Source organism: Rhizorhapis sp. SPR117 (genome assembly GCF_021742065.1).
Genome location: NZ_JAKKIE010000098.1, coordinates 1 through 8,547, shown reverse-complemented (window position 1 = coordinate 8,547; position 8,547 = coordinate 1). Strand labels below are relative to the sequence as shown.

Below are 8,547 nucleotides of genomic sequence, written 5' to 3'. Positions count from 1 at the left end.
GATCCTCCGTAGTCTTCCTAAACCACAGAGAATCACAGCTCGCTGAAATCACTCAACATAATTTTCGGTTGGGCTCTGAGGATCGACGATGTCATGAGAAGCTGCGAGATCACACCCATTGTTCGGTCGCTCTCCACCACGACCACATGGCTTCCGGCTTAAGTGCCTGTGGGGGGACTTCTGGCCCTCGGGACTGCTGTTCGAAAGGATGCCAGCGCCCGACGATCATTTCCAGATTGCATTGCCACTGCACGCAAGTTCCTTGGCGTGCTGCCAAACCACCTTCCACTTCGGCAGAATCGTGCGCCAGACACCTGTAATCGCTCCGCGCCCCATGCGTCCTTCCGAACGGCGATCGCCGCTTCCGAATCGCCTTCGACCAGCAATGCAAGCTATAATTGGAGGACGTGATGACGCGCAGCAGGCAATTCGGAAGTGGCGACATTCTGTTCACTGAAGGCGACGCCGTCGAGGGCGTTTTCTATGTTCGCAGCGGAAGCGTCGAAGTCCTGCGTCGGCGGGATGGTACGGAAATCGTTCTGGGGGCGATCCACGGCGGCCAAGTCCTCGGCGAGATGGGCGTTGTTGTAAATCGCGCTCAGCGCAGCGCGACGGCGCGTGCCGTGACCGAAGGAGAAGTCGAGTTCATCGGCGCGGCGGAATTTCTCGATCGAATCAGCTACTCCCCCGAGGACGCGCGTGCGTTGATCGAACGACTCTGCCATCGACTCCACGATCTGGAAGACCGCATCGTCGAAGATGAGCAAAGGCTCCGACCACATGGGGCCAGGAATAGCCTCGGTGAAGCCCTCGCAGTGCGGGACGTCATTCTGGCGGCCGACTCCGGGGATTTGCGCCGGCAGTTGCCCGAACCGCTGCATGTTGGCACGGTTCCGTTCCTGGTCGGGAGGGCGGTTCTATCAGGTGAGCAGGCACCGCCACGCGAACCGCACCTCGAGCTTCAGGATCACGTTCCATTGAGGTTGTCGCGCAACCACTTCGCGATCGTTCGTCATGACGGGCGCTATCATGTCCGCGACCTTCGCAGCACTTTGGGAACGATGGTCAATGGCCGACCTATCGGTGAGCATTTCGGCTCGGATGAGGCGCCGCTTGTCGCAGGCGAAAATGAGGTGGTCGCAGGCGGAAAGGGTTCGCCTTTTGTGTTTTTCATTACCATCGCTGATGAGGGAACGCGCGATGATTAAATGCATCGCCGCCGGTCGCTTGGGAAAAATTCGAAAGTGTTTTGAACTTCGGGCTGGAGGACGCCAAATATAGCAATAGCCTCCTACGTTCCGGGCGATGCCGCTCAAGTGCAGCAATGACGGCGCCGAATTTGCGGGAACGAAAACCAGGCGTTCAGCGGCGCTGAAGCATTGCTCCGCTGCGCGTGCCCGGATGGAACGGAGAAGACGACCATGCCTGTCTCAAAGCCGCTCGCCACGCCCGATACGCATGAGGTGTTCAATCAGACACCGGCCTTGGGGAGCGGCAATTGGTTTGCCGCCGACCGGGCTTTGGCTGAGGCGGTGAGAAGGGCAGGCGGCGCGCAGCACGGAAGGCGCCTGTCACGCCTGGGCCGCCGCGCAGCTTCGGCTGAGGTAGACGAGTGGGGCACATTAGCCAATCGCCATGTCCCGACGCTCGAAAATTACGATCCACAGGGTCGCCGCATCGACGAAGTCGACTTTCATCAGGCCTATCACCAACTCATGACCTTGGGACTTGGTAATGGCATCGCTGCGGCGGCTTGGGATGGCACGCCGCACGGCCATGTGCTTCACGCCGCCATGAGCTACATTCTTGGGCAGGTGGACGCCGGCACCATCTGCCCGATGACGATGACCTACGCCGCCGTGCCGGTTCTAAGGAAGGAACCCGCGGTCGCCGAGGAATGGGTGTCGCGCATCCTCGCCGCCCGTTATGACCCGGCTTCGCGGCCCGCTGCCGACAAGGCGGGCGTGACCATCGGCATGGCAATGACGGAAAAGCAAGGTGGTTCCGACCTGCGCGCCAATACCACTCGCGCTGAGCCAGCTGATGGCGCGCGCCGGACGTTCGTGCTTACCGGACACAAATGGTTCTGCTCGGCGCCGATGAGCGATGCCTTCCTGACCCTCGCCCAAACAGAGAGGGGCCTGAGCTGTTTCCTCGTGCCGCGTTGGCTGACCGATGGCCAGCGCAATGCAGGTTTCCGGATCGTGCGGCTCAAGGACAAGCTGGGCGACAAGTCGAACGCGACGGCGGAGATCGAATATGATCGGGCTTTCGCCTGGCGCGTCGGAGAGGAAGGGCGCGGTATCGCCACGATACTCAAGGCGGTGCAGCACACGCGCCTCGACTGCGTAGTCGGGTCGGCGGCAACCATGCGGGCCGCGCTGGTGCAAGCACTCTGGCACGCGCAGCATCGCCAAAGCTTCGGGCGCCGTCTCGCCGATCATCCGGCTATGGCGGCGGTGCTCGCTGATCTTGCGGTAGAAAGCGAGGCAGCGACCGCGCTCGCCTTCCGGATCGCCGCAACCTTCGACGCCGGCGACCCGCTGGCACGGCTGCTCACGCCCGTCGCCAAATACTGGATCTGCAAGCGTCTGCCGGGCTTTGTCGCGGAGGCGATGGAGTGCCTCGGTGGCAATGGCTATGTCGAAACCGGCCCCATGCCCCGCCATTTCCGGCAATCCCCCGTCAACGCGATCTGGGAAGGCTCGGGCAACATCATCGCGCTCGATCTGCTCCGGGTTCTGCAGCGCGAGCCCGAGGCGGTGGAAGCGCTTCGAGACTTTCTTGCAGAGCCTGCCGGGCGGGAAGCGAGTTATGACCGGTGGCTGAGCCACATCGACCTCGACCATTGCGAGGAAGCCCGCGCGAGGGAACTGGTGGAACAGCTGGCGCTAGCTGCACAGGCGGCGATACTTCTCTTGGCGGAGAGTCCCCTCGCACCGATCTTCTGCAGGACGCGACTCGATGCCCGGGGGCTTACCTACGGTGCGACGCCCGGCTTGGCCGACGCGCTGGTCGTTATAACGCGTGCGATGCCCATGGACCCCATACCGGAACAGATCGATGCATGAACGCCGCCCTTCACGTTAGCGCCGGTCCCCCATGAAACGGAGCAGGAACAGGAACAGGTTGATGAAATCGAGATAGAGGGTCAGTGCGCCCATGACGACGGCCTTGCCCCGAAACTCGCTGCCCGCGACATCGAAATAAATGCTCTTGAGCTTCTGGGTGTCGTACGCCGTGAGACCGGCAAACAGCAGGACGCCGACGGCGCTGACGATCAGGTCCATCGTGGATGAGCGAAGGAACATGTTGACGAGCATAGCTATCAACAGCCCCACCAATCCCATGATCAGGAAAGTGCCGAAGCCCGATAAATCCTTCTTCGTGGTGTAGCCCCACAGGCTCAGAGCAGCGAACGCCGCCGCCGATACAAAGAACGTGCGAGCGACGCTCACGCCCGTATAGGCGAAAAGCACTGTCGAGAGAGACACGCCCATGAGCGCGGCGTAGACCCAGAACAACGATTTGGCGGTCGTTTCCGAAAGCCGGTTGATGCCAAATCCGAGCACGAAGACGAGAATCAATGGGGCGAAAACCGCGATCCATCCGAGCAGTGTAGGCGAACCGCTGGCACCGAAGAATACCGATCGCACCGACACGTTGCTGGCTACCAGCAGTGCGACCACGCCAGAAAGCAGCACGCCACTGGTCATATAATTGTAGATCGCCAGCATGTAAGACCGCAGGCCGGCGTCGAAGACGGCTGTTGGCACTCCCATTCCAGTACGAGCCGTCGGAGGTGCGGCGGGTCTCAAGGGGTCTGCCATTGTCAATCTCCTTCATCCTTTGATGGCCCGCCGGGGGCATCGGCAACACCAGCTGAAAAGACGTTCGAACACGTCCCAAATTACAGCCCTGTGGCGTTTGGCTCGCCGGATGCCACCTCGCGTTGACAGCGCGTTTCCAAATCGATCAGCGTGGTTTCGAACAAGCGGCGAAGCCAGCCATGGACCGCCCGGGCATCACGCAATTGCTCGAAGCACTCCATGGCCTTGAGCGCGAACGCCTGCACCACGTCGTCGGCGGCCACCTCATCGCGCAACCGCCTCGCCGCCAAGGCCCGGTAGCGCTGGTAGCTGCAAGCCAGTTCCTTGCGCACGAGGCGGCGCTTCGTCTCACCTGCCTCGTCCCCGCTGAAGGAGGCGCTATCCTCGGCGTGAATTTCGTTGCGGGAACATGTGTTGAACATGGCTATGCTTCCATCATGCATTTTGGGGACAAGAGATGCGTCCATGCGGGGAAAATGATCAGCCGGAAGCATGGCTCAGCGCCACGGCAGCCTCGATCTCATTGAGAAGGAATGGACCGTCGAACGAGGTGTCCTTGGGGATACGCTGGAGCAACCGACCCGGATCCGCAGTGATCATCAGGATGGGTATGCTGCGTTGCTTGGAAATGCGCCGGGCTGCGCTCAAGGCCGAACCCGTCTCGACCGAGTCACCAACGACCACGAGGTCGGGGGCGCGCCGCGTCGCTGCCGCAACGGCTAGCTCTTCCGTCCAGGTCTGATCGAACGAGCGGAAGCCAAGTGACGAGAGTCGATCCTGGATCGCGCGACTGACGATCATGTTGTCATCGATGATAAGCGCATGAGACATGCCTCATTCTCCCAATTGCCGGAATGTTTTTCTGGCCCCTATCGGGGCGACGGGCATTACGGGCGGCTACGTAATCGTGACCTTCACCAAGGGCTTGGGCAGTGACTCGGGTTCGTTGCCCGTGCAGTACGCCTGCGCTTCGACCAAGCAGTTCACAATGCCTCGGCGCGACGGACGGACCTTGCTTGGCCTACGGGTGGACTCGGAAAGTGGACCGAACAGAAAATAAGGGTGCCGTGGTCCCCTGTCGCGCCTGCCACCGATTTCAACCGAACCTATTTGGCCGCTTCGAAATGCCTATAATGAGGGCGTAGCGTGGAGAGTACGCTTAATAACGCTAAGAGAGAACATGTTGCGAACATTTATGGCACGCGGCAATGTAGCGTGGCAATCAATGGGCAGGTAACGTCGCCATGATGGGCATCACATTCATTGACCAGTTGCGAGAGCGCGGCCTCCATGCGGACCAAGTCCGCGAGCCGCGCCCGCACATCCGCAAGCCGCGCGCCGGCAATTTCAGCCGCTTCGCTGCAATGCGTACCATCCTCCAGCTTCAATAGCTGCCCGACTTCGTCCAGACTGAAGCCCAGGCGCTGGGCAGTCTTCACGAATTTCACGCGCGCCACGTCCACTTCGCCGTAGCGCCGGATGCCGCCATAGGGTCGGTGCGGCTCGACGAGCAGCCCCTTGCGCTGATAGAAACGGATCGTCTCGATATTGACCCCGGCCGACTTGGCAAAGGCCCCGATGGTCAGATTGTCCAAACCGATTCCTCCTGCTTGACTCCGTACCTAAGTCCGGAGGTAGCGTTACAGCATCGAGTCGGTTCGCGGAAGGAGACTTATGTCGGATACCCCCATGTCGGAGCCGGTGAAGGGGCGCGGTGCGTTGGCTGCGGGCGGCATTGCCGCCATTCTCGCCTCGACCTGCTGCCTCGGCCCCCTCGTGCTGGTTGCGCTCGGCTTTTCGGGCGCCTGGATCGGCAATCTGACCGTGCTGGAGCCCTATCGTCCGGTCTTCATCGGCGCGGCGCTGATTGCGCTGTTCTTCGCGTGGCGGAGTATCTTCCGTCCGGCAAAGGCCTGTGATCCTAGCGACGTCTGCGCTGTGCCTCAGGTGAGGACAGCCTACAAGATCATCTTCTGGATTGTGGCGGCGCTGGTGCTGCTCGCTCTCGCTTTCCCTTACGTCTTGCCGCTGTTCTACTGAAAGGAAACCTCAATGAAGAAATTCGCAATCCTTGCCGTCTTGGCTGCCACGCTCGCCGCGCCGGCTTGGGCCGCTCCCAGGACAGTCACCCTGTCTGTGCCCGGCATGACCTGCGCCGCCTGCCCAATTACGGTCAAGAAGGCGCTCCGCAAGGTGGAAGGCGTCGAAAAGGCTGAGGTCAGCTTTGAGCGCCGCGAGGCCGTCGTGACCTTCGATGACGCCCGGACCAATGCCCAAGCCCTGACCACGGCCACCGAAAACGCGGGCTATCCTTCCTCGGTGAAAAAGTAAGGCTGCGGCATGAGCGAGGCAATCGCACTGCGCATCGACGGGATGACCTGCACATCGTGCGCCGATCAGGTGCAGCAGGCATTGGAGAAGGTGCCCGGCGTGCGGGCGGCGGCCGTCTCCTACCCGAAGGGACAGGCCGAGGTCGCAACCGACATGGGGGTAAGTCCCGAACCGCTGATCGCAGCGGTATCGGCGCTTGGCTATCGCGCGTTGGCGGCGGCCCCCTCACACAAGCCTCTCGGCCTGTTCGACAAGGCACGAAGCTTGCTGGGTGCCGGGTCGCAGCAGGAACGTGGCGGCGAGCAGATGCTACACGTCGCCGTGATCGGCAGCGGCGGGGCCGCGATGGCCGGAGCACTCAAGGCTGTCGAGCAAGGCGCGCGGGTGACGCTGATCGAGCGCGGCACGATCGGCGGCACCTGCGTCAATGTCGGCTGCGTGCCATCGAAGATAATGATCCGCGCCGCGCATATCGCTCATCTTCGCCAGGAAAGCCCGTTTGACGACGGCATCTCGGCGACGCCGCCGGCGGTTCTGCGGGAGCGGCTGCTGGCCCAGCAGCAGACCAGGGTCGAGGAGCTGCGCCACGCCAAATATGAGAACATCCTGGACGGCAATCCCGCCATCACCGTGCTGCACGGTGAGGCCAGGTTCAAGGACAATCACAGTCTGATCGTGCACATGGCTGACCGAAGCGAGCGCGAGGTGGCGTTCGATCACTGCCTGGTCGCGACCGGTGCGAGCCCGGCGATTCCGCCAATCCCAGGCCTCAAGGACACGCCCTATTGGACATCCACGGACGCGCTGGGGAGCAACAGCATCCCTGAACGCCTGGCGGTCATCGGCTCGTCTGTGGTCGCGGTGGAGCTGGCGCAAGCCTTCGCCCGGCTCGGAAGCCAGGTGACGATCCTGGCGCGCAGCACGCTGTTCTTCCGCGAGGATCCGGCCATTGGCGAAGCGCTCACCGAAGCCTTCCGGGCCGAAGGCATCGAGGTGCTGGAGCATACCCAGGCCAGCCAGGTCGCGCATAGCGACGGCGAATTCGTATTGGGGTTCCCAGACGGCGAACTGCGCGCTGATCGGCTACTGGTCGCCACCGGCCGCTCACCCAACACGCGCGGCCTGGCCCTCGAAGCGACCGGTGTCGAAGTGAACAAGCAAGGTGCCATCGCTGTCGATCAGGCAATGCGAACCAGCGTGCCCGGCATCTACGCCGCGGGCGACTGCACCGACCAACCGCAGTTCGTCTATGTCGCAGCCGCGGCGGGCACACGCGCTGCGATTAACATGACGGGCGGCGACGCCACGCTCGATCTGACCGCCATGCCGGCAGTCGTATTCACTGAGCCGCAGGTCGCCACGGTAGGCTACTCCGAGACGGATGCGCACCATGACGGGATCGAAACCGACAGCCGCACGCTTACCCTCGACAATGTGCCGCGCGCGCTCGCCAATTTTGACACGCGCGGCTTCATCAAGCTCGTCATCGAGGAAGGCAGCCGACGGCTGATCGGTGTGCAGGCAGTGGCGCCGGAGGCAGGCGAGTTCATCCAGACGGCGGCGCTGGCGATCCGCGCGGGCATGACCGTCGAAGAACTGGCCGATCAGTTGTTCCCCTATCTCACTATGGTCGAGGGGTTGAAGCTCGCCGCGCAGACGTTTCGCAAGGACGTGAAGCAACTGTCCTGCTGTGCCGGATAGCGCAAAGGAGAGGCCGGATGGACATCTGCACGATCTCGAAACTGGCGAATGAAGCCGGTGTCAGCGTTTATGTCGTGCGCGACTATGTGCTGCGCGGGCTATTGCGCCCGGCGCGTCGCTCGGAGAACGGCTATCGTCTCTACGACGATCGGGCGCTCGAGCGGCTGCGCTTCGTGCGCAGCCTGTTCGAGGCGGGGGTTGGTCTCGATGAGCTGACCAGGCTGTGTCATGCACTGGACGACGGCGGCAGCGATGCCGTCGAGTTTCTGGAGTGCGTGCGTGCGCGAATTGTCGCACGGTGCATGGCCCTGTCCACAATGGACCGGCAAATGGAGCAGGTGATTTCCGCGATGACGCCCGACACCACCAAGGGATATCGCCATGCATGAGCCTCCTGAGCCCGAAACATCCTCACACTGGCGCATTTGGCTGGGTGGGTCGCCGCAAATGCGCCCGGCCAGCGCCGCATCGTCCTTCATGGAGCGCAAAGCAGCATGCGGAAACCTGCTAGCATTGGCGTCTCAGGACCTTCGCGAACCCGGGCCTACATCTGGAGCGCACTGGCAGTGCTGACCTGTCCCTGCCACCTGCCTCTTCTGCTCGCCTTGTTGGCCCAGTCGGCCCGAAGCTGCGATTTTGGTCATCTTGGAGAACACGTCGGGAACGGGCTGGTTGTTGTTGACGA

General features: G+C 62.2%; 11 protein-coding genes. 7 read left to right on the top strand and 4 right to left on the bottom strand.

From position 1 onward, the window contains the following. Positions 1-410 precede the first annotated feature (410 nt). The gene (locus L3X40_RS20085) at positions 411-1,208 is read left to right on the top strand and encodes a cyclic nucleotide-binding domain-containing protein (RefSeq protein ID WP_237367163.1); all 798 of its coding nucleotides are present in this window, start codon (positions 411-413) and stop codon (positions 1,206-1,208) included. A 213-nt stretch (positions 1,209-1,421) separates the two neighbouring features. Then, positions 1,422-3,071, top strand: coding sequence for an acyl-CoA dehydrogenase family protein (locus tag L3X40_RS20080; RefSeq protein WP_237367162.1), 1,650 nt, complete (start codon positions 1,422-1,424; stop codon positions 3,069-3,071). Positions 3,072-3,086: 15 nt separating this feature from the next. On the opposite strand, the gene L3X40_RS20075 is transcribed toward L3X40_RS20080, so the two are convergent. The 4 genes from L3X40_RS20075 to merR form a co-directional block, all read right to left on the bottom strand. After that, positions 3,087-3,782 (bottom strand): Bax inhibitor-1/YccA family protein, encoded by a 696-nt coding sequence (locus L3X40_RS20075; protein ID WP_237367166.1) that lies wholly within the window; start codon positions 3,780-3,782, stop codon positions 3,087-3,089. A gap of 128 nt (positions 3,783-3,910) precedes the next feature. Further along, entirely contained in the window at positions 3,911-4,252 is a 342-nt protein-coding gene (locus tag L3X40_RS20070; protein ID WP_237367161.1) for a sigma factor, read from the bottom strand. A 58-nt stretch (positions 4,253-4,310) separates the two neighbouring features. Next, positions 4,311-4,661 (bottom strand): hypothetical protein, encoded by a 351-nt coding sequence (locus tag L3X40_RS20065; protein WP_237367160.1) that lies wholly within the window; start codon positions 4,659-4,661, stop codon positions 4,311-4,313. A gap of 362 nt (positions 4,662-5,023) precedes the next feature. Continuing rightward, complete coding sequence (gene merR / locus L3X40_RS20060) at positions 5,024-5,425, bottom strand: Hg(II)-responsive transcriptional regulator (protein ID WP_445177223.1); 402 nt, start codon at positions 5,423-5,425, stop codon at positions 5,024-5,026. A 79-nt stretch (positions 5,426-5,504) separates the two neighbouring features. Here merR and merT point away from each other — a divergent pair, with 79 nt between their 5' ends. The 5 genes from merT to L3X40_RS20035 all read left to right on the top strand — a co-directional run. Next, entirely contained in the window at positions 5,505-5,870 is a 366-nt protein-coding gene (gene merT / locus L3X40_RS20055) for a mercuric ion transporter MerT (protein WP_445177222.1), read from the top strand. 12 nt (positions 5,871-5,882) lie between these two features. Then, the gene (gene merP, locus L3X40_RS20050) at positions 5,883-6,161 is read left to right on the top strand and encodes a mercury resistance system periplasmic binding protein MerP (RefSeq protein ID WP_237367159.1); all 279 of its coding nucleotides are present in this window, start codon (positions 5,883-5,885) and stop codon (positions 6,159-6,161) included. A 9-nt stretch (positions 6,162-6,170) separates the two neighbouring features. Further along, positions 6,171-7,862, top strand: coding sequence for a mercury(II) reductase (gene merA, locus L3X40_RS20045; RefSeq protein ID WP_237367158.1), 1,692 nt, complete (start codon positions 6,171-6,173; stop codon positions 7,860-7,862). A gap of 17 nt (positions 7,863-7,879) precedes the next feature. After that, positions 7,880-8,251 carry a mercuric resistance transcriptional repressor MerD gene (merD, locus tag L3X40_RS20040; protein ID WP_237367157.1) on the top strand — a complete coding sequence of 124 codons (372 nt, stop codon included), beginning with the start codon at positions 7,880-7,882 and terminating at the stop codon, positions 8,249-8,251. A 105-nt stretch (positions 8,252-8,356) separates the two neighbouring features. Continuing rightward, positions 8,357-8,547, top strand: a 191-nt coding sequence (locus L3X40_RS20035) for a hypothetical protein (RefSeq protein WP_445177221.1), incomplete at its 3' end; no start/stop codon positions are given.